The organism is Methanospirillum stamsii, assembly GCF_003173335.1.
Classification (GTDB): Archaea; Halobacteriota; Methanomicrobia; order Methanomicrobiales; family Methanospirillaceae; genus Methanospirillum; species Methanospirillum stamsii.
Map to the genome: position 1 here is coordinate 1 of NZ_QGMZ01000039.1, position 26,008 is coordinate 26,008.

The window sequence follows — 26,008 nt, forward strand, 5'->3', positions numbered from 1 at the left end:
TTATTTATATTAAATAGAAAAAGTAGGATTTCTTAGTGAATCACCTGATTTTTGGACACTGTCAACTTGTGTAACATCAATAAACATAATCACAACACGATCAATTTCAGAACTGGCATTTAAAACAGGAATATATGTAGATTCCAGAATCCGGATATCAGATCCAAATTTTACAACGATTTTTCCTTTGCCAGGTTTTTTGGTAATTTTGACATCTTTGAATGTATCACCGGTTTTCGATATTATTGAAAAATCATGAATCTGCATATTTAGAAGTTTTTCTTCATTCATCTGGCTGATTTGTTTGAACGCATGATTAACATGAATTAATTTTCCTTCACTATCTGTTGTCAGTATTCCTGCAGGGTTTTCCCGAACAAGAGATCCTGCTTCATTAATTTTTTCAATCAAAGAGGTTTGATCAGAAATTAGGGTAAATATTAATTGAACCTCCTTTTTTTGAGTCAATACAGGGATATATGTACTTTGAAGATATCGGATACCATTTTTTGTTCGTATCACCATTTTTCCATTCACTGGTTTTAAGAGACGAATTGCATCTTCAATAGTCTCTCCCTCTGACTTAATGAGTGGGATATCATTATAGTGCATAGAACAGAGTTCCTGCCTGGTATATCCGGTAATTGTGATCACCGCAGGATTGACATCAACAATTTTCCCATTTTTATCCAGTGAAAAAATTCCGGATGAGGATTCTCTGATAAGAGAGGTGGTCTCCTCAATTTGATCATGAATGTCACTGGTATCTACGACTGATGCCATTAAGCAGGGAATTCCATCATACATTATATGGTTTAGTGTCACTTTCGCTGGAAACACATAATTATTTAATTTTTTATGAAACCAGGAAAAGGAAACAGTTTTTCCAGAAAATGCTTCAGAAATCTTTTCCATTGAAACTTCTTTTGATGTTCTTCCATCCTGTTGTAATATTGGTGAAAGTATTGAGGGGGGTTGTCCGATTATGTCATCAGGTGACTGTGCACAGAATAATTGAAAAGTCTTCCTGTTACAATCGATGAATGTCCCATTCGGACCCACGATTTGTATTGCAACGGGGGCATTATCTATGATCTCCCGCAATGTTGTCGAATCCGCCGTAATTACTCCGGTATTATCTAAATTATTTCCACCGGGAAATTTATTATCCATCCCTGGTTTTTGAGAACTTTGAGTGGAATAATACCCAGATAAATCAAAGCCAGTTTTTGTCACACCATCATTCATACTGCACCATAGCCAGATTTCGGAATTCTAAAAAAATATCAATTCAGCATTATCCCGGATTTCCAATAACGATTCCATATATATTATCAGATAGATACACAATATAGATTGATTATATATAGAGATATGATTTAAAATGAAAATCATATTCTCATTAATAAAAAGATATAGCAATTCGAAACGAAATAACCGGAACATGAAAAAAATTGAAGCATTTGTCAGAGTAGAGAAAATCACTGATGTAAGGAATGCAATGAAAGCTATGGGTCATGGATCCATGATTAATTATGATATCTGGTATCGGGGCACATCTAAAGAAGTAAACCAGTATAATGTTCAATCATTGTACGATTTTATGCCCAAAATAAAGGTAGAGATGGTTGTGGATGATGAAATTGTCAATGAAATTATTGATATCATCTGTGAGAGTGCCTTTACCGGAAACATCGGAGATGGAAAAATATTCATAATTCCGGTTGAAGAAGCAATACGAATTCAGACAAGAGAGAATGGAGATATGATCCTGTAAATCTCCCGGATTCAAACCGACTTTTTTTTATCTACTTTTATCGTGACAACCCATATCTCCTACTCAGTAATATCCTCAAGTGATCTTCCAGTAGTTTCAATCCTGCACATAACAGTCACCATAAGAGCAATAAGAACCAGAATCAGCATTACCAGAAGTGTTACGGTTATGCCATACATCTCTTTTAACACAGGAACGAGGATTATTCCAAGTGCTGCACCGGATTTTGCTATACCTGCGGCAAACCCATGAGCGGTTGCACGGATATGTGTAGGAAATAATTCAGCTGGAAGAATGAAGGTTGTTGCATTGGGGCCCATGTTCATAAGAAGATTATATACCGCAAACCCGGTAAAAAGTAAAAAAATCAAGGATGAACCGTACATAGAACCAATAATGAGTAGACACAGACCTGCTGCCATTCCTGCAAAACCATAGATTTGTAATTTCATCCTTCCTAGTCGTTCGATCAGGATGATATTAAGAATAAAACCTATAATCAGAAAAATATCAAGAAATGCTGTTCCCTCTGTTGCCAGAATATCATCTGCGATGAAATTCGTACCATCTCCTTCAAATGCCATTGCTGCGAGAAGGATTGGAGTAAATAATCCGATACCATAAAAAACAACATCCATTAAAAACCATGGAACAGTAACAAGTAATGTTTTTTTTCTCATGCTCTTCGAAAAAAGAGTGGAATATGGTATATGAGAAGGTTCAGATGTTTCAAACGGAGACTTTTGTAATAATCTGAACTGTGAAATACAATCTTTAAGAGTTTGTGGAAGATCATGTAGTGTTCTACAGATGATTCTAACAGCCTGACCGGATTCACCTCTTTTAATGTGCCAACGGGCACTTTCAGGAATATCCCTTCTTGCCACAAGAATAAAGGTTGCAGGTATTGCACCGACAAGTAACATAAATCGCCATGAAAGTTCATCAGGATAGATGTATAAAATTGCAAGACCAATTGCAGCAGCAAGAAATATTCCAACAGCCTGGAACGAGAATGCTCCGATGAGCATCCGCCCCCGTATCTTTTTTGGCATGAATTCAGATACATATGATGCACAAATGGGATAATCAGCCCCAACTCCGATACCTAATAAAAATCTGAAAAGTATTAAAGATTCTATGCTCCAGGCCATGCCACACAAAATTGCTGCTATAATGAAAAGTCCCAGATCAAGTAGGAATATTTTCTTCCTACCATATTTATCGGTAAGATGTCCGCCAATAACTGAACCGGCAATGGCTCCGATGGTTGCAGCAGCTCCGATTAATCCCGCCTGAATGGGAGTAGCACCGAAATAATAAATAATCAAGGGTAAAGCTACAGAAAGAACAAAAAGATCAAACCCATCCAGAAGAATGCCCATCGATGATAACGCCCAGATTTTTTGGTGTTTTTTTGTAAAACAGGCATCATCAAGAAGACAGGTAAGAGTAGATGATTCTATCTTCTCAGTATGTGAAATATCCATCAATATTCTTCATGTTTTTTCGACTATATTAAACATGAATAGATTTTATGGAGATATCAATAGAGGCTTTAGCTCAATAAAATAACTGTTTGAAAAGAGTATTTGTTTCACTCGATTGAAAGAGATTTTGTAGAGAGTCTTTTTGTTTTTTTTAAACAAGTGTTATCAACGCTTCTGAATTATCGAACAGAGAGTACATAATTCTCTATATTTTCTAGAGAAAATCCTTATTTTACCTCATTGAATAAAGCACTATCAATTGCCTGCGGAATTATTACACCGGATTCACTGAACTTTATATAACGGTCGATTCCACGAGAAGAGACATGAATGATTTTTCAGGCAATATGAAAATAGACTTTCTAATTTAGTCTTTATCTGAAAACCAGGAGGAACTATGAACGATATGGATTATTGCCTGTCAAGGATTACAAGCCAAAAACAACAACTCATCCAGGGAATAAATGCGGCAGAAACTGCTCTTGGACATATCACATTAATTAACGCAGCCAAATTGTATGCACAAAAAAGTGATTTAGAAAAACTCCCTTTTACTGATTCCCTTAGACCGGAAATAATCCGGAACAATAAGTCATTTATTGAATGTTCTTCATGTAATGATTCCGGAATCATCACTATACCAGGGATATTCAGAATCATAGACATAATCAAAGAACAGACTGACATCATTACAAATTCTGTTGAATTATCTTTTTCATTACTGGATTATTCGAAAAGAACTGATATACAATCGATTCAAAAACAGTTAACTAACATTTTTTTAGTCATTAGAAATCCTGATTGCATTACTGATAACTCTGCCCTGGAATATTTACAGGATTCTGATTCTGATAACACAACTACTCTCCCTGGTTGTATCAGAAAATTACATCATAACCTGTTGGAAATGAATAGGAAATTATCTCCGAAAACAGAATTTGGAGCTTATTGCTACATCCTTGAGCCATCGGACAGGTATCTTGTCCGTTCATTTATGCAAGGTATTGGAGAAGTAAAAAATAATGATATCATGAATGATTTTCCAGTAACATTGGCAATTAGAGATAAAGACATCCTGATCATCGGATATTTTTCACATAAATACACTGGCAATTTATTCAGAATTGAAATGCGTGGATTATCAATCACGGTAACAATTTCCGGACTATACACTCAGCTTCTGACTTCTGTTACCGGGATATTTGCGCCCTTGAATTTGGTTTGGCGATACCATTTTTCTGCTGGAAAAAAATCAAACGAAATGAACGTGATGTCTCCTCCGGTTAAAGGCTCTTATCATGCCAGATCCCTGGATGACGCAATGCAATTCCTCTCTGAAGTAGGGTATCACATTAACAGATATGCTCAGGATTTTTCTCAATGTGGAAAAATCACAGGATAATTGAGAATAAATACAAATAAAAAATACATGGCAACCTATAGATTCTCTATACCGTACCATTATCAGCATTTACACTAACCAAGTCAGTATGACAACTGGATTAGAAAAAAACCGAAAGAGTTTTCGAAATAAAGGAGAAGGACAATCCTATCATCTTTGTCCTAAATGTTTCCCATACGTAGACATATATTGTGATATATGTGAGGGGCATGGAGAATATCTTCTACCTGATGCTGAGATGAACACATAATTCTTTTAGCTAACGCCCGTTATTGATTTGGCGTAATTATACCTTCACAAGCCCTAACTGCATCAGAAATTGTTTTCAGAGTCATTTCATTATCGAGAACATGTCCTTTTTTCTCACTTACCCCTTCAATGGTAGCAATGATATTCATCTCATGATCACGTGCCCAATGTCTCATGGTATCGATGGTATGACCGGTTCCATATTCTGCACATGCGGCTACAAATATCACATTTTTTCCCTTGAGCATTTTTTTATGCCAGAGAGAATAGGTTCTATCAAACAAGGCTTTTATCTGGGCACTCACGTCAGAGAAATATACCGGAGATCCGATGATGATTAAATCACTCTGGAGCATCTTCAATGCCACTTTTCCAAAGTCATCCTGAATGATACAATTGTCTTTTTTAGTACACTTCTGGCAGGCGCTGCATGGGTACACATTCATCTCTGCGATGTTAAAAAATTTGTATTTAAAATCCTGGATGTTTAGCGACTCAAATTGCTTTTGAAACTCTTTTAGAATCTTTTCAGTATTGCCATGCTTTCTCTGGCTACCACAAATACTTACAATCTTCATTTTTCTCTTTTCTCCTGGAATGATTCCGCTTAAAATCCCATTATATCTCTGCATTTTATAAGGTTAAAAACCAGTATTAATCATCCTGCAATTTTTTCCCACACTGGCAACAATACCTGGCATCTACCGGGTTTTGATAATTACATGGCCAGCACAAACCCGGAATAGGTGGATTCAGTTTTTCAACCAGTATGGCAATAATGGCTTCAGACATTGAATTGCATTCATGTTCTGTAACATAATCCTCCAGTGAATTCTTTAATTCCGCGGGCATCCTGATGGAAACACTCGCATGACTTTTTGCTTTGGCTTTAGGCATGTAATACAATATTGAATACAGAATGTAATAAAACCATCATTACATATTGAACTCGGATATGTTTTCTCATTGTCCTGAATTTTTACTCCATTCCAGAATAATCAGGGAAGAGAAAATATAATGATCTATGGAATCTCCATAGAAAAAAGATAACCAAGGTGAAGCACCCAATACAGATCATGCCAGCCGGTTTATTTAACCAAGGGGGCGCAATTGAACAGATAGAGATCCTATCTTTTCCTGATCCACCTCCAGACTATGAATAGCAGGTTACATAACAACTATGCCAGCCGGTATGTGGGTTCCCAATGGAACATAAAGTACCGGTAAATGACAAAACCCCTTTTAAATTCTCGACTCTTATTCCATTTACTATCCTGCCAGTATAATAACCCTGAGTATTTATTAGCATCCAGTCAGAAAAGAGACAGGTGTAAAGACTCTGATGATGAGAATAATTATAGGAGTAACTTTTCAGGAAATGGTTGAACAACAAATATAATAACAACTTTTTTAAATTAAAATGACAATTTCCATTTCATTTGAGGATTATCATGCGAATATCCACCTGGTGTATCAGACTTGTGATTCTATTATTTCTGGTGGCATGTTGTCAGGCAGCAGACATTGAGGAATTAGTTCCTTCCCACAACGAGATAGAATCATTATTTGAACCATATTCATTGTCTCCTTTTGGAGAACCCATCATTTCTGATGATTTTTTGGATGTTGGGTATACATATTTTCAGTCAAAAAGTTACAATCCACCAAGAGAGAAGGTAAGAATTTTTTTCCGGATTACCGTAAATGAATTCGATCCTGACAATCATGAAGGTGAAGTTGATCAGATGAACCGGATTATCAAGGAATCATTTGGAGATCCGGAATCAGGATATGGAAAAAAAGAATTTATTGACATTGGTGAAATAGGATATTATCAGGAAGTATACGATCAATACGCCGGAGGTCAGCCAATTGGATGTGAAATTGAATACATTACCGGCAATTATAAAATTTGGTGCGTATACAACAGGAAAGTCGATCCGGAGGGTTATGATAAAAATTTTGAAGACCCGCATGAATACATCCAGAGATGTATTCAGATTCTAAAAGCACCGGAAGGAAGAACCGAGGAACCAAGTCCCGGTATTGAAACCTCATCAATTCTTTTCCCGGAATTATCCATCGATAAAAAAGAATACAGTCCCGGTTCTCCCTTTTCACTTACGATACAAGTTACAGACGAGAATGGAGAAAAAATTGCGGATGTAAATGGGTTGCTCATTTTTTCATCCGGCACTGATATCATCATTCCTGAAATTTCATTCACTACAGATTCTTCAGGAATATCAGAAGTCAATGGAACCTGGCCGAATAATATTCATGATAAAGTGTGGGTGCGGGTTGAAGTTGAAAAACCAGGATATAAGGGAGGAAGCAATGAAATATTTCTAATTTTAGAGGAGAATAATAAAACCGATCTTTCAATTGATGAATCAAAAACAAAAACCGAAGTAGATAGCGAAATTTCAGAGTTTATTACTGTTCGTCTATTACTATTACCAATTAAACGGGATACAGGTTCAATACTCATTGGAGTATTTGAGAAAGAAACAAATGGTTTTTATGAACGATGGCACCCTGAAAAAACACGGTTTTGTATTTTAAAAATAAAAATGCCAGATGAAAGAGGCATAGAACAGATAAATGAGATAAGAGTGGAAATAGAACCTGCTGGTGAGTTTACGATAAAAAACCTTAATGATTATGTTGATGATACAGAGTTACTATTTGGTGCCTTACAAGCAGGAAAGTGGGATTTTATGGTTCTGAATTAGATATAATTAGAATTTTCCATTTTTTTACGAGAGATTTTCCGGAGATTATCATATCAGGAAAATTTCACAATCAATTGTTGAAACTAAAAATCGCTGCCTTTCAGATAATCCAAATAAAAAAAAGAAAAAAATTTAGAATAAAAAAAAATTTTGGATTAGGATCCTGCATCATATAATTGTGAGTAATATCTCGCAATAGCAATTGAAATGTAGGGTGCAAGAATGAGTTCAAGAAGTATACCAATTACCGGAATCATTCCTAATATCATATAGATAACAAACAGGATGATCATGAGAACGATAAGAGCGAGGATATACTGAACCCAGCCAATCCGACCAATTGTTGCAGTTATTTCACCAAATGCAAAGGCTTCTCCCATACTATCCATTCTCGCAAACCGGACCATTCCAATGATACCAAATAAGGAGAAGATAAAAGCAACAATCATGAAAACCAGTAATGAAAGACCAAATGATGCAAATAACAATCCCATATATGCCACAGGATCAGAAACATTCATCCCAAGCATCGTAAGGCTGCCAAATCCTCCACTTAAAGAGAACACCACAATTCCAATAATAATTGGTATGATCATGTAGACAATATTGATGATTATCATCTTGATTCCATCAATTAGCATGCCAACATATTCACCAGGTTCAGGTGCCGGAGTAACGCCCTTCATAACTCTGAGAGAATATCCCATAATCAGAGGAAAGATAATAGAACAGATAATGAGAATTATCCATCTCATCCATTTACCAATTAATCCTTCATTTGCATATCCAAATGAATCACTTACATATTCTCCAATGCCCATAATGTCACCTTCCTAAATAGGAACAAATGTTCTGTCTTTGTATATATAAATTCCGTGTGAAAAATATATACTTAATGACAATTATCAGGATAAAACCGGATATGACCAGAATGAATAAGTGATGAAACAACGGAAAAAAAGAATACAGAAATATTTCAGATTAAAAATCGGTCATGATTCTGAACTGATCAATCTCTTCCTTATTAAGCTGCTCAAGGAATTCTTCTGCAGCATGCCGGACATCTTTGCTTGCCGTTATTGCTCTTCCGACAACAAGAATATCTGCTCCGGTCTTCAGAGCCTCTTTAACAACAGGAACACGGATACCACCAGCAGTTGCAACAAGCAGTTTTCCACCTGCAGCTTTCTTGATGTCACCTATGTTACCCCATGCATGGGAGGTATGTTCTGCATCAATTGCACGGTGAAGTTCAACAATATCAGGCTTTACCTTCAGTCCTGCAATAAGTCCGACCGGATCTTCAACATTGAGCATATCGATAACAGAATATATTCCAGTCTTTCTTGCCTCAACAATTGCTTTCTCAATGGTGGAGGACGGGGCAAGACCAGACATCACAACTGCATCTGCAGAAGAATCTGCTGCCATACGTGCCTCAAGATTTCCGGTATCAAGGATCTTCATGTCAGCGACAATGAAGGCATTTGGCTTTATTGCACGAATCTCACTGATAACCTGCAGACCAAACTTCTTAATAAGCGGGGTTCCTGCTTCAATGATCAGATGGTCATTCTCAGGGAGGGATGAGAGAACTGCTCTGAGTTTACCCATGTCAACAATGTCGAGTGCAACCTGAAGATATGGCGGATCCCAGAGGCGCGGAACCTTAAAGCCCATTACTGCATGAGCTGCGCGATCTTTTTCATTAATAAGGGTCTTCTCATCGGGGAATTGTTCAAATGCACGGGAAATTGCAAGTTTGGTAGCCCCATAATTGTACCGGTAAATCCGGTTGTAATCTTTTGCTGACGGATGCAGGAACGCACTTGCCAGAATGCAAATTTCATTTATGTCAGATTTACCAAAAGCCCCTTCCTCAACCGAATCGGCAACAGCTTTTGCAATTGCTGCCTGAACCGGACCGAACATCTGGTTAACCTGTCCCTCATGCTTTAAGGTAACTTTAGGAATAACCACAGTCGCTGGTTTGGTAAGCAGATTCGGACGTATTACAGCCAGAAGAGGAGTATGTCCGGCTGAAAGATTTGAGAGGGCATTCGCAAATGCCATCCCGACCGGACCGTTTTTATCACCGACGATCAGGTCAACATGAGCCAGTTCAGCACCTTCGCCGATCAGAGCTTCGCCTATCAGATACATAAGATAACCTTCCCGTATATCTCAGCGACCACAGTATAAATCAACCATGGAAGAAAAAGTCCTATGACATAAATGGCTTTTTAAAAGAGGTGGGGTCGGTGAGATTTGAACTCACGATCGACGGGTCTCTCCGATATGCATCAGTGCTCCAACGGGTCATCACCAAATCAGCAGACCCATTTGTCATCATCTACACCGGAATGCAAAGACCGCTGGAGCCCGTCGCCATGCCGGACTAGGCCACGACCCCTGTGCTCATATAGGTAGTCTGAAAGCTGATTTAAACATTATGATCATCAGTAGCGACAGATAAATTCTCTTAGCGTCTACCTGTGAGAATAATGGAATCAAAGGCCACCCCCGAACTGAGTTATGCCTGTGGCACTGCCGACTTTCCTCTGCTGGGACAATCGATTGGTGAAATGCTCAATGAAATTGCAGACAGGTATCCTGAAAATGAAGCGCTTGTATCCCCACAGCAGGATATCAGATTAACCTATAATCAGTTTCGGGATGAGGTGGATAAGGTTGCCCGCGGCCTCATGGCCCTTGATGTCAACAAAGGAGATCGTGTCGGCATTTGGGCTATGAATTATGCGGAATGGATTATAGTCCAGTTTGCTACTGCAAAAATCGGCGCGATAATGGTCAATATCAACCCCTCGTACCGGACCTTTGAACTGGAATATTGTCTGAAACAATCCGAGATCAAACTACTCATTCTTCAGGGGAGGTTTAAAACATCAGATTATGTCGGGATGTTCTATGAAACCTGTCCGGAAGCATACGAATCAAGACCCGGACGCATCTTATCTGAAAAATTTCCGTTCCTGAAAACGGTAGTTTTTATGGGGGATATCCCATACAATGGCATGTTTCAGTGGGATGAATTGCTGAAAAAAGCAGAACGAATCAGTCAGGATGAACTCATTGAACGGGAAAAATCTCTTGATTTTGATGATGCGATAAATATCCAGTATACTTCCGGAACAACCGGGTATCCAAAAGGTGTCGTACTCACCCATCACGGAGTTTTAAACAACGGATATATTATCGGAGAAGGAATGGGTTTTACTGAAAAAGACAGATTGTGTATCCCTGTTCCGTTTTATCATTGTTTTGGCATGGTTCTTTCAAATATGGCATGTTTGTCTCATGGATCTACCATGATAATCCCGGGCCCGGCTTTTGATCCGGGTGAGGTGCTCCGGACCATCGAAGCAGAACGCTGCACCGCAGTCCATGGTGTGCCAACGATGTTTATCGCAGAACTCAGACACCCCGATTTTTCAAAATTTGATCTTCGATCTCTACGAACCGGGATTATGGCAGGTTCCCCTTGTCCCATCGAGACGATGAAGGAAGTTGCAACAAAGATGCATATGTCCGAGATAGTCATTGTCTATGGCCAGACAGAACTCTCACCTGGTGTGACCATGACAACAACCCATGATCCCCTGGACAAGCGGGTTACAACCGTTGGACGAGTCTTTCCCCATACTGAAATCAAGATCATTGATCCGGAAACCAAAAAGATAGTTCCACGGGGTGAAATCGGAGAGATCTGTGCGAGAGGATACATGACCATGCGGTGTTATTATAACAACCCGACTGCTACCAGGCAGGCAAAAGACGAACATGGATGGGTTCATACCGGAGACCTTGGATCATTCGATCCTGAAGAATTCGTTCATATTGAGGGCAGACTCAAAGACATGGTCATCCGAGGCGGTGAAAATATTTATCCACGTGAAATCGAGGAATTTTTACACCAGCATCCAAAAATCGCAGACGTATATGTAATCGGAGTTCCGGATGAGAAATATGGCGAGGAACTCATGGCATGGATAAAATTAGAAGAGGGGGCATCCCTGACCGAAGAAGAGATTCAGAACTATGCTGACGGCAAGATTGCACGATATAAAATACCAAAATATTACGCCTTTGTGGATACTTTCCCAATCACCGTGTCAGGAAAGATCCAGAAATTCAAGATGAAAGAAATGGGTATTGAAATGCTGGGTCTTCAGGATGTAGCGAAAATTAAAACGGCATAACTATTAAAGCCATTTTTTTTGTTTAAAGTACTCATATTCATATGTCCAGTCATCCTTTCGAAAAGTAACAAGTTCTTTCATTCTTTGAAGCATTGCTTCGTGTTCCTTTTGCTGATCAGGAAAAGAAGTTTTTAAGGCAATAGCATCAGCCAGGTCCATCCCAAGTTTATAAGAACTCTGAACTGCATGTTTGAATGTTTCATCACCTTCTGAAAGGTTTGCACCAACTCTGCCAACCACAGATGCCCCCATAATAAATAGAGAATGATTAAGATAGTCAGCAACCTCCTGTGAACCAGAACCCCCGGCGGTAGAGACAGCTGCAGAATATTTCCCAAGTAACCGCTGACAATGAACTGTATCGGCCATCCTGTCAAGGAGTGTTTTCATTTTCGCCGTCACATTATTGATATAATTGGGACTGCCAAGGATTATACCGTCTGATTCAAGTATAATTTCATAGATATCAGGGAATTCATCCATAAGAACACAGGTTCCTGTCTTATAACATGAATCACAGGCCGTGCAATATTCAATCTCGAAATCATAGAGATTCAGGTGGACAGTCTCACTTTTTTTTTCTTTTGCTCCTTTCAACGCCGCTGACAGGAGAAGATCTGTATTACTATTCTTCCTCGGACTGCTGTTGATACCAACAACCTTCATATAATTCATAAATGCCGTAAAAAAAGATAAAAGAATGGATCAAAATCAATCAGGGTTTTATCTTTCCAAGTAAATTATCAATAACCTCCGGACTCTTTTCTTTTAATCCCCATCCAAAGAACAGTATTATTGAGCCACCTATTCCAAGACTGATTCCCCATGATAGCGGGACAATAAAAGCATATATTATATCCAGATTCAGATTTAACTGTGTTAATGCCAGCACAACGATAACAAAATACAGAAAGATTCGCAGAAAAGCAATCACAGGTCTGATAAGTTCTATCTCTGCACTCTCCCCAATTTTGGCCATAAAATCCGCAAAATAATCAACCAGTAATAATCCAACAAACAGAATCAGAATAAATGCAATAATATGCGGGATATATGCCAGGATTCCAGTTAAGATTCCCTGTAAAGATTCGATCTGTAAAGTGTCAGCAGCTGACATGATAGCAAGCAGATAAACGATTATCCGAACTAAGTAATCTGTTGCAACAGATAGAGAACATTCTGATTCTGACAATGCTTTACCAATTGTTGTAGCTTCAAAACCTTTTTCTAATCCGGATTTACTGACAATCATAGAACCCAGTTTACCTAAAAGTCTTCCAGCTATCCAGCCCACTAACAGGATTATCAGAGCTGCAATAACAAAGGGGAAAACATCGGCAATAGTAGTTATTGTCGCATTCAGGGGATTTGCCACCATAGTTACAATATCAGTCATAATTGCCACCAAGTAGGGATAGGTAAAATCATTATATATAGTTAATGTGGAGTTTATCCGAACTATACCCAACTTCGATCATCCACAAAGATCATAAATCCATGTTACTGTGTAACAAGGGTTATTCACTGTCCCTGCCAACCATTATGTCATAAACATCCTCTTGGATGTTCAGGATATCTTGTTATGTTCTGGGATGAGGCAATAGAGACGATAAAACCGGCAGAATTACGAATTCTTCAGGAAAAACGTCTGCGAGAAACAATAACCCGATGTATGAAGGTTGGTTTTTATCAGGAGATGTTCCGAAGAGAAGGAATAAATCCATCAGACATTCGTACTCTGGATGACCTGAAAAAAATACCATTTACACGGAAAAGTGATCTCAGGGAAGGATACCCGTTTGGATTCATGGCAGTACCTCTTCAAGAGGTAGTCCGGATTCACACAACATCAGGAACCACCGGAAAACCTACTGTTGTGGGTTATACTAAAGGAGATATTGAGAACTGGTCCGGTCTTATTGCCCGTAATCTTACCATGATAGGGCTTACTAATCAGGATGTATTCCAGAATATGGTCAATATGGGGATGTTTACCGGAGGGCTGGGTTTCCATTATGGATCAGAAAAGGCAGGAATTACCACATTGCCTGCCGGAACGGGAAATACCAAGCGTCAGATTGAGATGATCCACGACTTTGGTGTAACAGCAATCCACTGTACACCCAGTTATGGTCTGCATCTTGCTGAAGCTGCCACAGAAATGAAAATGGATCTCTCATCACTCAGGATAGGAATATTCGGAGCTGAACCCTGGTCTGAAAAGACAAGAAATGAATTGCAGAAAAAACTTGGTGTTGAAGCTTTTGACAGTTATGGGATGAGTGAACTGTACGGACCAGGAGTAGCATTTGAATGTCCGGAGCATAAAGGACTACACATCTGGCACGATTCATATCTTGTGGAGATCATTGATCCTGTGTCCGGGAAAACCTTAGGTCCTGGAGAGCGTGGTGAACTGGTTGTGACTCCACTCGTAAAAGAAGCAATGCCACTTCTGCGTTACCGGACAGGAGATATTACCATGATCATGGAAGACGCGTGTCCATGTGGAAGAGGTCCAAAACTGGCACGGTTTACCGGAAGAAGCGATGACATGCTTGTAATCAGAGGTATTAATGTGTTCCCAAGCCAGATTGAACATGTTCTGCTTGCAATACCCGAAGTAGGCAATCACTATATGGTTTATGTTGACCGGATAAACCATATGGATGAGATGACGATTGAAGTTGAGGTCTCCCGTGATAATTTCCATGGAGAACTTGCTGATTTAAAGAAAGTACAGAATAAGGTGATAAAATCACTTCGGGATGTACTGGAACTTAGAACCACCGTCCACCTGGTGGAACCTGGAACACTACCACGGTTTGAAGGAAAAGCAAAACGAGTTGTTGACAGGCGGGGTGCAGACTGATGCGATGTTGGGATCCGAGAATTGAGGAGATGCCAAAAGAAGAACTTCAAAAACTTCAGTTCAAACTCTTAAAGACCCTCATTTATAAAGTATACAGTTTTTCTCCGTTTTATCATAAGCGCATGAAAGAGGCGGCAGTTCATCCGGATGATATTACCTGTCTTTCAGACATAAAGCGCCTTCCTTTCATGTTTAAAAAAGACCTTCGGGACACATACCCTGATGGGATGATCATGAGTGAACAGGAAGAACTGGTCAGATATCATGTATCATCAGGAACTACCGGAAAACCCACGGTTGTAGGATATACAAAAAATGATATCTATAACTGGTCTGAATCACTTGCACGTGGCCTGACTTCAGCAGGTATCGGACGCGGTGATGTCATGCAGGTGAGTTACGGATACGGGCTTTTTACCGGGGGACTTGGTCTTCATTATGGAGCTGAACGTATTGGAGCAACGGTTCTTCCAACATCGGTGGGAAATACAGAGAGACAGATAGAACTTATGCAGGACCTCCGGGTAACGGCAATTGCCTGTACACCTTCATACCTTCTGCACATGGGTGAAGTCGCAGACAAAATGGGTGTTTCTATTAAGAATAATACTCTTCTTCGTAAAGCCATTGTCGGAGCAGAACCCTGGAGTGAACAGATGCGCATAAGAATTAGGGACTGGCTCGGGGTTGATGCATATGATGTGTATGGGACAAGTGAACTTTCCGGACCGCTTTTTTGTGAATGCGAATATCAACAGGGATTTCACGTATGGAGTGACCTGATTTATCCTGAAATACTGGATCCAGATACACAAGAGCCCCTTCCACCCGGCAAACGTGGAGAACTCGTAGTTACAATGCTCCAAAAAGATGGTCTTCCGATCATCAGATATCGAACAGGAGATATTACCACTATTAGAGAAGAACCATGCCCTTGTGGGAGAACTCATCCAAGGCTTGAACGTCTTTCCGGAAGAGTAGATGATATGCTTATCATCAGAGGTATCAATGTTTTTCCAAGCCAGATTGAACATGCATTGCTTGGAATACCCGATGTTGGTGAGCACTTTATGATCGAAATCGACCGGAAAGGTGCCCTGGATGAAATGCTTATCAAAGTTGAACTTGCCAAGGAAGCATTTTCAGATAAGATTGCTGATCTCATACATACAAAGAAAAATGTGGAGAAGACACTTAAAAATGCGTTAAATGTGCAGGTTTCTGTTGAACTGACCGAACCTGGAACACTTCCACGGTTTGAAGGTAAAGCAAAACGTGTTATTGATCGGAGATTGATATAAATGAATTGTGAACAGTATATGATCCGCCAGATTTCTCTTTTTTCAGAGAATAAACCTGGAAGACTTGCTGCATTAGCAAAAGCCTGCCAAGAAGAGAACGTGAACATACTGGCATTCTCAATTGCAGAGGCAGATGGTTTCGGAGTTATCAGGGTTCTTGTAGATAAGCCTGATGTTGCGTTTTCAAGACTGACTGCACTGGGTTTTAATGTTGCATTTACTCATGTGATCGCAGTGCTGATGCGAGATGAACCTGGGGGTTTGTTCGAAATTGCCTCAAAACTCAGTGATGCGGGAATCAATATAGATTATTCATATGCATTTTCCGGCAAAAACAAAGCGATCCTTATTTTACGGGTAGACAAGGTTGAAGAGGCTATAAAACTTCTGCTTTCACATTCCTTCACCCTTATCGCTACCGACTCAATCCAATAAACTTTCTCCCTTTTTTCGCCATACCAAAACAATACCTTTATTGATTTGTGAGAAGATTTCCCTTCAGTGAAAATTATGACTATACCGAAGCGGGTGCTGATTGTAATTGCACCGGAAAAATTCCGTGATGAAGAGTTATCTGAACCGATAAAATATCTGGAAAAAGCAGGAATTGACTATGATATCGTGTCAACCAGGACCGGACTTGCGATAGGGATGCTGGGTGGAAAGATCCTTGTTGAAAAGACAATTCGGGATATTGGAGTATCGGGTGTTTCGGGTTATGCAGGCATCATTATTATCGGTGGAGGAGGTTCTCCGGACTATCTCTGGGATGATAAAAACCTCCATGAGATAATCAGAGAATTTGACAGCCAGAAAAAGACGATATCTGCCATATGTCTTTCTTCAGTAGTCCTCGCAGAAGCCGGAATTGTAACCAAAAAACAAATGACCGTCTGGAATGACGATACTGCCATTGCCAGAATTAAGAAAGGGGGAGGTATCTATAAAGCAGAACCTATTGTCGTCGACGGGAGAATTATCACAGCAAATGGGCCTCCAGCAGCTGCAGGTTTTGGTGAAAAAATTGTTAAATCAATTATGGCACAGTAATAAACTCTCCTTTTTTGTTTAAGAACAAACCAGAGAGTATTAAATAAAATAAAAGAAAAGGGTATTGAGGGTTTAATCCCTGAATGCAATGTGAACGGTCATCTTATCAGCACCGAAGAATTCCCGGCAGAATTCTGCGGTAAGCTGTGGTGCATATTCCTTGCATGAAAAGATATCAATGTATGCAGCATTGGTCTCATTTGCAAAGTGTGCACCGATAAGGGAAGTCTCAATCAGTTGAGTCATAGAATATCCAGCTACTCTCTCACATGGCCCGAAGTGAATGATCTGTGGTTCTCCGAACCGCTTCATGTTAATCAGGTCACAGAGTTGGATGACAAATTCTCTGATCTTCCCTGCATCTCTGATGGTTTCCGGGTTACAGTTTTTCAGGTCAACACTGGCATACAGTCCCCAGGCATTCCTAACTTTAAACTCTTCCATAATCTCCTGATCTGATTTTGCAGGAGCGGTTGCAATTCCTTCTCTGGTTGGAACAAGTGTGTCAATCATCATGTATCACCATTTGACTCAATCACGTGTATCCCTGAGGATTTAAGGTTTACCCTTGTCAAAAGTGCCCAAATAGATAAATCGTCATTATTGGACTTTGATTTTCATTTTAGACCCTATTTTCACGATTTAATCTAAAAATCTCGATTTATGCTTGAAATCTAATTTCTGACAAAAATATGAAATTTTATCTCGAAGGATAATAGAAATAAATCATTTCTAATGGTTTTTAGAGGTAGCGCGGCAATACAAAGAGTTTTAATCATAGCAATTTCAATAAAACAAAAAAATTGGTGCTCTTTTGTGAATTAAACGCAAGAATTTTCTTTTTTTTTGTGAAAAAAATACGGAATATTCGGGCAATTTCGGTTCTCAATTGTTAAATAAGATTGATCAGGAGGGTAAAAATTAATTCGCGCGATTCGATCCTGAAGGTGCCGCATAAAAAAAGTAAAAAAGAGAGCAGATCATGATTGAGTACTGCTGTATAAAAACCAGACAGTAATCATGAACTGCTTATTTTCTTGACAGGAAAAAGGGCAACAATAGTACCACTGCAATTATCAGCCAGAACTGGGCAAACAGAAAGAGAAGATGCTCCTGCTTTTCATCATAATATCGCAATTCAACAGAACGGACATTATTCCATGACACCGTTGTTGAGTTGTTACTCCATGTAGTCACCAGACCAGACGGCTGCATCGATGTGAGGAGAGGATTCCCAATCCGGTACGGATGTGGGAGCAAGACAGTTGCATTAGCAGGCTCAGTAAACAGGAACTGTATTGTTTTTGCAGTAATCGGTGCGTCATACCTGATAGTGTAGTTACCAGGTGGAAAGGTGAGCACCCCCCGATCTGGTTTTATTGATAACTCACTGGAATCATTACGAACACTTACATTTTGTACATCCAGAGGAATCCGTTCCCCTACCATTCCGGGTTGTATCAGATCATACCGTTCGGTATTATTAACCAGAACAATTGCGCTATATCTCTCTCCGTCATCATGAACCGTTGCCGAAAGATTGATTCCGGCAACAGGCATCATCATCAGAATCAGAGATGCAATGCAGCAAGTAATGATTCGAGTGTAGCGTCGCATTCGATTGGAGGAGCACATTGTTTAATAACCGTTTCCGGGTCTTTGAGGAGATGACCGGTAACAACACATACGATACGTTCATTACGGTCAATTTCTCCAGATTCGATGAGTTTCTTTACTCCAGCAACTGAAGCGGCAGAGGCAGGTTCTACCCCGATACCCTCTTTTTGTGCAAGATCTCGTTGCATGGCAAGAATTTCTTCATCTGTGACTGAATCTGCTGTTCCTTTACTCATACGAATCGCTTTTAGAACTTTTTCAGCATTTACAGGAGCACCAATCCGTATTGCAGTGGCGATGGTTTCAGGATTTAAATCTGGAACAACTTCAGGAAGGTCTCCTTTTATTGCCTTTACAACAGGCTGCGACCCATCAGCCTGGATACCAGTCATCATAGGTATCCTGTCAACAAATCCAAGTTCCTGCAGTTCTAAAAGTCCTTTATATACTGCAGAAATATTTCCGGCATTTCCAACCGGCAGGACCATTCGATCAGGGACTTCCCCATTCAATTGATCAATTGTTTCAAATCCAATGGTCTTTTGTCCTTCAAGCCGGTATGGATTAACCGAATTGAGAAGATATATTCCCTTCTTTTCACACAGATCCCGGACCATCTCAAGTGCACGGTCAAAATTACCACGAATAGAAATTACCCGTGCACCATGCATCAGGGCCTGGGCTACTTTACCAAGTGCAACCTTTCCTGATGGAAGAAGAACAACAACTGGAATACCCGCTTTTGCACCATAAGCTGAAAGAGAAGCAGAAGTATTTCCAGTACTGGCACAAGCAACCGATGACATCCCAAGTTGCATGGCCATAGAAACCCCAACCGTCATACCCCGGTCTTTAAAGGATCCTGTCGGATTCATACCTTCATGTTTGGCATATAATTCTTTGACTCCCAGTTCTTCCCCAATACGCTGGAGATGATAAAGGGGAGTACCACCCTCATGAAGAGTAACCGGAGATCCAGATACCGGAAGAAGTTCACGATATCTCCATACCGAGATAGGTTTTGAAAGCCAGTCCTTTCTGGTAATATTGATATTGGCAAGGTCATACCTGACCTCAAGAAGGTGGCCACACCTGCTGCAGGTATACATAACAGCATCAGATGGATAAGTTGCCCCACAACCGATGCATACGAGATCAAACATAGAAAGTAAGGTTAGTTCGTATTCTTACTTCATGTTGTGGGATGAAATATTCAATTCGATAAAATGAAAAAAATCAATTTGAGCCGGAAAACACTTCACGAATCTGAACAAGACGCTGTTCCTGGAATTTGACATTTGTTTCCATACTTTTTATAGCAACATTAATGTCATCAGAAAATTTCATCGAAGGATCTGATAAATCATACGTAGATGAAAGGAGTTTTAAAAGCCGTTTCGTAATTTCAGTACTTTTGACCAACCGGCCATACTCATTAATGAGCGCTTCATCAAATCCTCCCTCTTTAGCCCGGACCATATCATCTACAATCTGCTTACGGCGGTTGATAACACCCTCAATGGCTGCATAGAGCTCCGAATGTGTAACCGGCTTTAAGATATAGTCCTCAATGTACATCCCATATTCCTGCGCTTCCTGAGGAGTCAGTTGTTTTGCGGTGAGCATCATAACGGGGATATCTTTTGTCGAGAAATTTTGTTTAATTGCAACAAGAGTCTCCCATCCATCCATCGGTTCCATCATGATGTCAAGAAGGATTAAATCCGGAGTGACTGTTTTTAAAAGATCAATACCTTCAGGACCACTGTTTGCAGAATAAACAGCATACCCCCCTCTCTCCAGCATCGTCACAAAGATGTCTACAATAAAAGGACTGTCATCAATCACCATTATCGTTGACATCAGAAAGTTCCCCCCACATCTTCCGCAATTTCTCTGAGCAGATCAGTCATATGCTTTAAATCCTGTGCTGGATCGATTAATGCTGCCAGGAGGATCTTTTCCCCTGCCCCCATGATAATTAAGACCCCGTCAGCAGAATGAATCGTTACCATTTCAGGTGACTGAATCTTAACAATGACTGCTGCAGACTCGGCTGAAGCAAGGAGTGTTGCACACATCGCTGCAAACCATGCTTCATTAAAATCACCAACTGCACACCGTCCAAGCATTATTCCATCACGGGATACGAGTGCACACAGTTTGACCCCTTCAATTACCCTGATATTCTCAATTATCCCTGCAATCTTTTCCTTAAGCATATCCCGCTCCCATTACCTGATGATAATACGATATTGTCCCAGACCTATATTATTTCATGGTTTGATACTCATCCATATCAGAGAACTTTTCTTGAGAGATCAAATTCATCTGCGTTTACCAGTTTATCTGTTGTTTCGAGAGTACAAACCATCTGTTTTCTCCCATATTTCCCGACTCATATGGGTAAGTACATATGGCAAAGCTGATAATCTAGTATGGAATTGGGGCCATAGGGTAGCCTGGCATCCTAGGAGACTGGGGGTCTTCTGACTCGAGTTCGAATCTCGATGGCCCCATTACCTTTTTTCGGGTGATGAAATGAAACATGACCCACGTTGTTTTGAATGTCTTTTTTCAAGAGTCGACTTGGAGATTAAACTTGCAGAAACAGAAACCAGGAAAAAAGAAGAGATATATGACCACGCAAAAGAAATAATCAGATTTTTAGAGTCCACACCATGGACACATCCGATGATTGCATCTGCTCTTCATAGGGCGATGTACCAGCGCCTGGGAGTGTCTGATCCCTTTTATGCGCTCAAGCAGGCGTCGGAAGAGGTTTCACTTACAATAATAGACACAGTCCTATCAGATCTCACAAATTTCAGAGAATTTGTTCTCGCAAGTGTTATCGGCAATATGTTTGATTACGGTGTTAAAGGACATGAAGTCAGTGATGATTTTGTCTCTTTTTTTAATACTGAATTTGCATCCGGACTTGCAATTGATGATACAGAAAGAATACTCCCCCTTTGTAACGATGTCGTCTATTTTACGGACAACTGTGGTGAAATAGTCTTCGATCGTGCACTCATAAAATGGTTAAAAGATCAGGGCAGTAAAGTGACCCTGGTAGTTCGCGAAAAACCTATTTTAAATGATGCAACTATCGAAGATGCAAAAAGAATCAATCTCGATTCTATTGCAGATACCATCCTTACTACCGGTGCGGGAGTCGAACTGGGTATCAGATTTGACCTTATGCCGGATGAAGTCATGAAGGCAATCGACACTTGTTCCATCATTATTTCAAAGGGTATGGCTAATTATGAAAGTCTCCGGGAAGAAAACGGACTTGTCCCTGTTGCATACCTCCTCTGTGCAAAGTGTGAACCAATAGCCGAAGAACTTGGAGTAAACAGAGGAGATAAAATCGCATTATTACGAAATCACTGAGGTTAACAGATACACACCTTTTTCTTTCATCCTGACCAGATTAGCATATGGTTTTTGAAAATTTATCATATGGCTGGATTATTATTCTTTTTGGCGCGATATTTTTCGTCCTTGAAGTTTTTTCACCAGGTTTTTTTTTCCTTGTACCGGGAACAGTCCTTTTGATAATTGGCGTGCTGGTAATTTTAGGAGTTGACATTTTCAACTCGACATATGGAATTGTTCTGGGGATTGTCATTGCTTTTCTTGCGGCAATTGTTACAGTATTTCTGTATAGCCGCCTTACACCCGGAGATGAAAAACCCCTTACAATCAGTATGGATTCACTGGTTGGCAAAACAGGAACTGTATTAAACCCCACGGATGAAAAAACCCTTTCTGGAAAAGTCAGAATTGAAGGTCAGATTTTCAGTGCTAAATCTGTTTCCGGGATAATTCCTGAAGGGTCAAAGGTAAAAGTTATTGCCTCTCAAGGTGTGCATATTGTAGTAGAGGAGGAATAAATGGCATTCTTTGAAACACTTGTAACTCTATTTCTGGTCATAATTATCCTGATTATCTTTGCCAGAGGTGTAATTATTGTCCAGCCCTATGAACAGGGCCTTCAAATACGACTTGGCCGATATATCGGCAGGATGAATCCGGGTTTTCGATGGGTCATTCCCCTGATAACACAGGTTGTAAAACTGGACCTCAGAACTCTTGTCATGGATGTTCCAAGCCAGGAAGTAATTACCAAGGACAATTCACCCACCAATGTTGATGCAATCGTGTATATCAGGGTTATCGATCCGGAAAAGGCCTTTTTTGAGGTTGCCAATTACCGGATGGCAACAGTGGCCCTTGCACAGACAACCCTTCGTGGAATCATCGGTGATATGGAACTTGATGAGGTCCTTTATAACCGTGAGAGCATCAATACAAAACTTCGTGATATTCTGGACCGTGAAACGGACCAGTGGGGAGTAAAAGTTGAGCGGGTTGAGATAAAGGAAGTTGATCCGGTAGGCACTGTCAAGCAGGCCATGACTGAACAGACCGCTGCCGAACGTGAACGAAGAGCTGCAATTCTTCGTGCTGATGGTGAAAAACGCTCCGCCATTCTGAAAGCAGAAGGTCTTAAAAAGAGTATGATTCTGGAGGCAGAGGGAGAGCGTCAGAGTAAAATCCTAAAGGCTGAAGGAGAGAGGATGTCTCAAATCCTTCGGTCGCAGGGAGAATCGCAAGGACTGCGTATCCTCGCACTCGGTTCCAGATCCCTTGACAAACGGGCGATCACAGTTCTTTCCTTTGATGCATTAAAAACCATGGCACAAGGTCAGGCAACGAAAATTATCTTTCCGTTTGAAATTTCAAGTCTTATTAAACAGGGGGCAAAATACCTTGGCGCAACTGAATCAATGGATGATAACGAGGCATATGACATTACCTTAGATGAATCCATACTTGGAGACATCCCTACTGCTGAAAGAATCAGTGAAGTTGTTAAATCAATTGAAGAAGAAACCAGGGCAATCATGAAAGAAGAGGTAATGGTTGATAAAGGAAAGAATATATCAGACCTGGATGAAAAAAAACTAGTATCTGAATAAATTAGAACAAAAATAAAATGCTAAAAAGGGCTTAAAATCCAGGTGGGATGATGGGGGATAATTTAAAAGTCTTGTATGTTGACGATGAAGCACTGTTAAAAATGGCATTTGTGGAAACGCTTAAACAACAGGGTTTCAATGCCAGGGGTGCATTGAGTGGACAGGAAGCTCTGGACCTGATTCATGAAGAAATACCGGATATTATCATCCTTGATGTCATGATGAAACCCATGGACGGATGGGAAACACTCATGCATATAAAAGAATTTGAACCAAGTGCCCAGATCCCCATCATTATGCAGACCGGCAAAAGCCTGACAATTAAGGATGTATTACGTTATGGCGATCTCATTGATGATTATCTCATTAAACCGGTTCGTCTTCCTGACTTGATTCGTTCAATTGACGGTGTTGGACAACGAAGCAATCAGATATCCCAGGAAAAAACACAAGCATTACAAAAAGGTGCAGATCCTTTAGTTGTGAATGAATATGGAGATTTGATTAAAAAAGTCCAGGTTGAAGAACGTCTTATTGAAATCCTTGGCAGAATTTATCCGATTCAAAAAAACGGAACCATTGAAACAGATCTTGAAATTCCTGAATTACATGAATTTGTTCATCGATATGAAAAAGATAAAGAACGATATAAGGAACTAAAGACATTGATTTTTTCTTTTAGTTCATGACTATTTTATTTCCTTTAATTTTTTCTTAAATGCTGTTGCAACAGTTTCCAATACAGTAATCCGGGCATAGTATTTGTTATTAGCGGGAATAACATTCCAGGGTGCATCAGCGGTTGTTGTTCTGCGGATCATGGCATTAACTGCTGCATTGTATTGATTCCATTTTTCCCTGTTCCTCCAGTCTTCCGGAGTAATCTTCCAGTTTTTCTCAGGATTATTTTCCCGTTCGTTAAATCGTTGAAGTTGCTCATCCTTATCAATATGAAGCCAGAATTTTATCAGAATTGTCCCATCACTTGTTAGTTCTTCCTCCATGACATTAATCTCATGATATGCCCGTTGCCATTCTGATTCAGTACAAAAACCTTCAACCCGTTCTACCAGAACACGACCATACCAGCTTCTGTCAAAAATTACAATATGCCCCCTTCTTGGAAAGCGTGTGTAAAACCTCCAAAGGTAATGATGCATATTTTCCCAATCATTGGGAGGGCCAATCGGCTCAACAACGTATCCTCTGGGATTAAACGCTTCAGCAAGCCGGATAATACAACCACCTTTACCTGCAGCATCCCATCCTTCAAAAACAATAACCACCGGGATATTTTTTCTATAGATGTCCATTTGAAGAGAATGCAGCGTCTCTTTGAGTTTTTGAAGAATAGGTCTGTACTCATTCCGGGTGTAATTTCTTGACAGATCAGCTCTTTGAAGGAGCGTACTCTCTTCATGCCCGGCCATACTTTTAATCTGAAATGTCTGAGTACTCTCTATCTGTCCTCCTTCCTTCTCTTTTAGCCAGCATTCAACGACTGAATTAAATGTCTGCAGAATTCTGAAATGAGCATATTTCATCTGTTCTGCTTCTACAATGGTCCAGGGAGATGCAGGCATATCAGTTTTCATGAGCATCCGATCAATCATCGTGGAATCGCGACCAACGATGTAAATACCCTCTTTCCTCCGTAAATACCTGGCCTGCATGGTAAAGGGATCATTTTTGATCGCTTCAAGTCTTTTTTTCTGCTCATTTTTGCTAACATGCAGGAAAAATTTTAAAATCAGATTTCCATCACTGATAAGTTGTGCTTCAAAATTGTTGATATCCTCAATACATGAATTCGGAATTTCATCCATTTTTTCGGATTCATACCTTTCGACAATGGTTGCAGTATACCAGCTTCTGTCAAAAATCGCAGTCTGACCATATGATGGAAGTCTTGACCAGAAACGCCAGAGAAGATCATGATCCCGTTCAATATCATTCGGCTCAGCAATAGGATGTATTCGTGTACCTCTTGGATCAAGAACAGGCTGGAGGAGATTGATTAGTTCTGTAATACCTGAACCCCTCCAGCCCTCCATAACAATAATGACAGACTTCCCTCTTTTTCTAACCTCACGCTGTAATTCAGCAGCCCTTGATTCTAGAGGTTCTATCATTGATGAATATTCTCCTTTTGGAACCTTTCCGGAGAGGTCAAAGGCATCAAGCATGTTATCTGTGATTAGCCGAAATCTGATATTATTGTATTGGCGATAAAGGTTCAAGTCCGCATGAAGAGTATATGCAGTCGTCAATCATATGGCATTGTGATCCTAAATACTATGAGAA

At 40.0% G+C, this 26,008-nt stretch carries 26 protein-coding genes and 2 tRNA genes; 13 read left to right on the forward strand and 15 right to left on the reverse strand.

Annotation, left to right across the window (positions count from 1 at the left end):
- Positions 1-9: 9 nt before the first annotated feature.
- Positions 10-1,248 (reverse strand): PAS domain-containing protein, encoded by a 1,239-nt coding sequence (locus DLD82_RS14525; protein ID WP_109941850.1) that lies wholly within the window; start codon positions 1,246-1,248, stop codon positions 10-12.
- A gap of 196 nt (positions 1,249-1,444) precedes the next feature.
- Between DLD82_RS14525 and DLD82_RS14530 the strand changes: the two genes are divergently transcribed.
- Entirely contained in the window at positions 1,445-1,777 is a 333-nt protein-coding gene (locus DLD82_RS14530; protein ID WP_109941851.1) for a P-II family nitrogen regulator, read from the forward strand.
- A gap of 59 nt (positions 1,778-1,836) precedes the next feature.
- Here DLD82_RS14530 and DLD82_RS14535 read toward each other — a convergent pair whose 3' ends face one another.
- Positions 1,837-3,267, reverse strand: coding sequence for an MFS transporter (locus DLD82_RS14535; protein WP_109941852.1), 1,431 nt, complete (start codon positions 3,265-3,267; stop codon positions 1,837-1,839).
- Between the two features lie 397 nt (positions 3,268-3,664).
- On the opposite strand from DLD82_RS14535, the gene DLD82_RS14540 reads away from it, so the two are divergent.
- Entirely contained in the window at positions 3,665-4,669 is a 1,005-nt protein-coding gene (locus DLD82_RS14540; RefSeq protein WP_109941853.1) for a hypothetical protein, read from the forward strand.
- A gap of 269 nt (positions 4,670-4,938) precedes the next feature.
- Here the strand turns inward: DLD82_RS14540 and DLD82_RS14545 are convergent, their stop codons facing one another.
- Both DLD82_RS14545 and DLD82_RS14550 read right to left on the reverse strand, forming a co-directional pair.
- Entirely contained in the window at positions 4,939-5,496 is a 558-nt protein-coding gene (locus tag DLD82_RS14545) for a flavodoxin family protein (protein ID WP_181391459.1), read from the reverse strand.
- 76 nt (positions 5,497-5,572) lie between these two features.
- Complete coding sequence (locus DLD82_RS14550) at positions 5,573-5,815, reverse strand: hypothetical protein (RefSeq protein WP_109941855.1); 243 nt, start codon at positions 5,813-5,815, stop codon at positions 5,573-5,575.
- 554 nt (positions 5,816-6,369) lie between these two features.
- Here DLD82_RS14550 and DLD82_RS14555 point away from each other — a divergent pair.
- Positions 6,370-7,653, forward strand: a complete 1,284-nt coding sequence (locus tag DLD82_RS14555; protein ID WP_109941856.1) for an Ig-like domain-containing protein — start codon at positions 6,370-6,372, stop codon at positions 7,651-7,653.
- 155 nt (positions 7,654-7,808) lie between these two features.
- On the opposite strand, the gene DLD82_RS14565 is transcribed toward DLD82_RS14555, so the two are convergent.
- The 3 genes from DLD82_RS14565 to DLD82_RS14575 all read right to left on the reverse strand — a co-directional run bounded on the left by DLD82_RS14565 (position 7,809) and on the right by DLD82_RS14575 (position 10,066).
- Positions 7,809-8,474, reverse strand: coding sequence for a DUF4013 domain-containing protein (locus tag DLD82_RS14565; RefSeq protein WP_109941858.1), 666 nt, complete (start codon positions 8,472-8,474; stop codon positions 7,809-7,811).
- Between the two features lie 160 nt (positions 8,475-8,634).
- Complete coding sequence (locus tag DLD82_RS14570; RefSeq protein WP_109941859.1) at positions 8,635-9,816, reverse strand: bifunctional 5,6,7,8-tetrahydromethanopterin hydro-lyase/3-hexulose-6-phosphate synthase; 1,182 nt, start codon at positions 9,814-9,816, stop codon at positions 8,635-8,637.
- Positions 9,817-9,906: 90 nt separating this feature from the next.
- Positions 9,907-10,066, reverse strand: a tRNA-Trp gene (locus DLD82_RS14575).
- Positions 10,067-10,157: 91 nt separating this feature from the next.
- On the opposite strand from DLD82_RS14575, the gene DLD82_RS14580 reads away from it, so the two are divergent.
- Positions 10,158-11,873: an AMP-binding protein gene (locus tag DLD82_RS14580; protein ID WP_109941860.1), complete on the forward strand. Its 1,716-nt coding sequence runs from the start codon at positions 10,158-10,160 to the stop codon at positions 11,871-11,873.
- 3 nt (positions 11,874-11,876) lie between these two features.
- On the opposite strand, the gene DLD82_RS14585 is transcribed toward DLD82_RS14580, so the two are convergent.
- Both DLD82_RS14585 and DLD82_RS14590 read right to left on the reverse strand, forming a co-directional pair.
- The gene (locus DLD82_RS14585) at positions 11,877-12,548 is read right to left on the reverse strand and encodes a flavodoxin family protein (RefSeq protein WP_245920463.1); all 672 of its coding nucleotides are present in this window, start codon (positions 12,546-12,548) and stop codon (positions 11,877-11,879) included.
- Positions 12,549-12,588: 40 nt separating this feature from the next.
- Positions 12,589-13,269 (reverse strand): mechanosensitive ion channel family protein, encoded by a 681-nt coding sequence (locus DLD82_RS14590; protein WP_109941862.1) that lies wholly within the window; start codon positions 13,267-13,269, stop codon positions 12,589-12,591.
- Positions 13,270-13,455: 186 nt separating this feature from the next.
- On the opposite strand from DLD82_RS14590, the gene DLD82_RS14595 reads away from it, so the two are divergent.
- The 4 genes from DLD82_RS14595 (at position 13,456) to DLD82_RS14610 (ending at position 17,096) form a co-directional block, all read left to right on the forward strand.
- Positions 13,456-14,745 (forward strand): phenylacetate--CoA ligase family protein, encoded by a 1,290-nt coding sequence (locus DLD82_RS14595; protein WP_109941863.1) that lies wholly within the window; start codon positions 13,456-13,458, stop codon positions 14,743-14,745.
- The gene (locus DLD82_RS14600) at positions 14,745-16,046 is read left to right on the forward strand and encodes a phenylacetate--CoA ligase family protein (protein WP_109941864.1); all 1,302 of its coding nucleotides are present in this window, start codon (positions 14,745-14,747) and stop codon (positions 16,044-16,046) included. Before DLD82_RS14595 ends, DLD82_RS14600 begins: the two co-directional genes overlap by 1 nt.
- A complete protein-coding gene (locus tag DLD82_RS14605) occupies positions 16,047-16,481 on the forward strand; it encodes an ACT domain-containing protein (RefSeq protein ID WP_109941865.1) in 435 nt (144 codons plus the stop codon).
- 75 nt (positions 16,482-16,556) lie between these two features.
- Positions 16,557-17,096: a DJ-1/PfpI family protein gene (locus DLD82_RS14610; RefSeq protein ID WP_109941866.1), complete on the forward strand. Its 540-nt coding sequence runs from the start codon at positions 16,557-16,559 to the stop codon at positions 17,094-17,096.
- Positions 17,097-17,168: 72 nt separating this feature from the next.
- On the opposite strand, the gene speD is transcribed toward DLD82_RS14610, so the two are convergent.
- The 5 genes from speD to DLD82_RS14635 form a co-directional block, all read right to left on the reverse strand.
- On the reverse strand, positions 17,169-17,609 hold the full coding sequence (speD, locus tag DLD82_RS14615; RefSeq protein WP_109941980.1) for an S-adenosylmethionine decarboxylase: 441 nt from the start codon (positions 17,607-17,609) through the stop codon (positions 17,169-17,171).
- A 516-nt stretch (positions 17,610-18,125) separates the two neighbouring features.
- Complete coding sequence (locus DLD82_RS14620) at positions 18,126-18,713, reverse strand: DUF5803 family protein (RefSeq protein ID WP_181391469.1); 588 nt, start codon at positions 18,711-18,713, stop codon at positions 18,126-18,128.
- Entirely contained in the window at positions 18,668-19,876 is a 1,209-nt protein-coding gene (gene thrC / locus DLD82_RS14625) for a threonine synthase (protein WP_109941868.1), read from the reverse strand. The genes DLD82_RS14620 and thrC overlap by 46 nt, the downstream gene beginning before the upstream one ends.
- A gap of 73 nt (positions 19,877-19,949) precedes the next feature.
- Entirely contained in the window at positions 19,950-20,576 is a 627-nt protein-coding gene (locus tag DLD82_RS14630) for a response regulator (RefSeq protein ID WP_109941869.1), read from the reverse strand.
- Positions 20,576-20,935, reverse strand: coding sequence for a roadblock/LC7 domain-containing protein (locus tag DLD82_RS14635; protein WP_109941870.1), 360 nt, complete (start codon positions 20,933-20,935; stop codon positions 20,576-20,578). Before DLD82_RS14635 ends, DLD82_RS14630 begins: the two co-directional genes overlap by 1 nt.
- Before the next feature lie 224 nt (positions 20,936-21,159).
- Between DLD82_RS14635 and DLD82_RS14640 the strand changes: the two genes are divergently transcribed.
- The 5 genes from DLD82_RS14640 to DLD82_RS14660 all read left to right on the forward strand — a co-directional run bounded on the left by DLD82_RS14640 (position 21,160) and on the right by DLD82_RS14660 (position 24,393).
- A tRNA-Pro gene (locus tag DLD82_RS14640) sits at positions 21,160-21,232 on the forward strand.
- A gap of 22 nt (positions 21,233-21,254) precedes the next feature.
- Complete coding sequence (locus tag DLD82_RS14645; protein ID WP_109941871.1) at positions 21,255-22,112, forward strand: damage-control phosphatase ARMT1 family protein; 858 nt, start codon at positions 21,255-21,257, stop codon at positions 22,110-22,112.
- Positions 22,113-22,159: 47 nt separating this feature from the next.
- On the forward strand, positions 22,160-22,615 hold the full coding sequence (locus DLD82_RS14650; RefSeq protein ID WP_109941872.1) for an NfeD family protein: 456 nt from the start codon (positions 22,160-22,162) through the stop codon (positions 22,613-22,615).
- Complete coding sequence (locus DLD82_RS14655) at positions 22,616-23,704, forward strand: SPFH domain-containing protein (RefSeq protein WP_109941873.1); 1,089 nt, start codon at positions 22,616-22,618, stop codon at positions 23,702-23,704.
- A 47-nt stretch (positions 23,705-23,751) separates the two neighbouring features.
- The gene (locus tag DLD82_RS14660) at positions 23,752-24,393 is read left to right on the forward strand and encodes a response regulator (protein WP_109941874.1); all 642 of its coding nucleotides are present in this window, start codon (positions 23,752-23,754) and stop codon (positions 24,391-24,393) included.
- Here the strand turns inward: DLD82_RS14660 and pap are convergent, their stop codons facing one another.
- The gene (gene pap / locus DLD82_RS14665) at positions 24,394-25,890 is read right to left on the reverse strand and encodes a polyphosphate:AMP phosphotransferase (protein WP_109941875.1); all 1,497 of its coding nucleotides are present in this window, start codon (positions 25,888-25,890) and stop codon (positions 24,394-24,396) included.
- Between the last annotated feature and the right edge of the window lie 118 nt (positions 25,891-26,008).